1 protein-coding gene is annotated in these 694 nt (G+C 40.1%); it reads right to left on the reverse strand.

From position 1 onward, the window contains the following. Positions 1–112: 112 nt before the first annotated feature. Positions 113–694, reverse strand: a 582-nt coding sequence (locus tag A1QO_RS07315) for a hypothetical protein (protein ID WP_206743926.1), incomplete at its 5' end; no start/stop codon positions are given.

The following is a 694-nucleotide window of genomic DNA, read 5'->3' on the forward strand; positions in this document are numbered from 1 at the left end:
GCGTTAAGTGGTGAGCAACGCAGACCACCCTACCTAAACCATTGTGTCGTAAACACTAAAGCTGATTCAAACTAAAAATGCCATGCGTTGGGAATCCGCCTTAAACGCTTTGTTAGCTAAAGATGTCGGGGTAATATTTAGGACATACATAATGTTTAATATCTCTTGGTGGGTCTACTATATGCTGCTTTAATTCACCCAGTTTTCTTTCCAACTTTTCGGCACACTCTATATCCTCAGTTGTGACGGTATATTTGTCTTGATGATTTAGCGATATCTTAATAATTTCTCGTTCGCAACTTATATGTACTTTTATCCCGTCTATATTGCAATAACTAGGTTGCTCGACCCATTTTGTTCCAGATATCAACGATGGGAATGAGCAATACTCTTCATAAGTATAACTAGTGCTAGGTGTTGGTTGCTTTGGTTTATCAGAATAAACGGTCGGTTCAATGCCCAGATATCTAAGTATATCCACTAGCATTTTCGTAGAGTCATACTTGAGAGCAACATCAAGAGAATCTCCATCGTTTGCATGACCACCATATGCTCTACGATAGCGAAAGAACTGCAATCGTGACGCCCAATCCTTAAGTTCACTTTCAGAGTGCTCTGCGAATAAGTAGTGAATCCAGTAATCCATTGTAATCCTCGTTTCAGCTAACGCCCAATTAAGTGGTGAACAACGCAC

The sequence above is a fragment of the Vibrio genomosp. F10 str. ZF-129 genome (assembly GCF_000287055.2).
Lineage (GTDB): Bacteria > Pseudomonadota > Gammaproteobacteria > Enterobacterales > Vibrionaceae > Vibrio.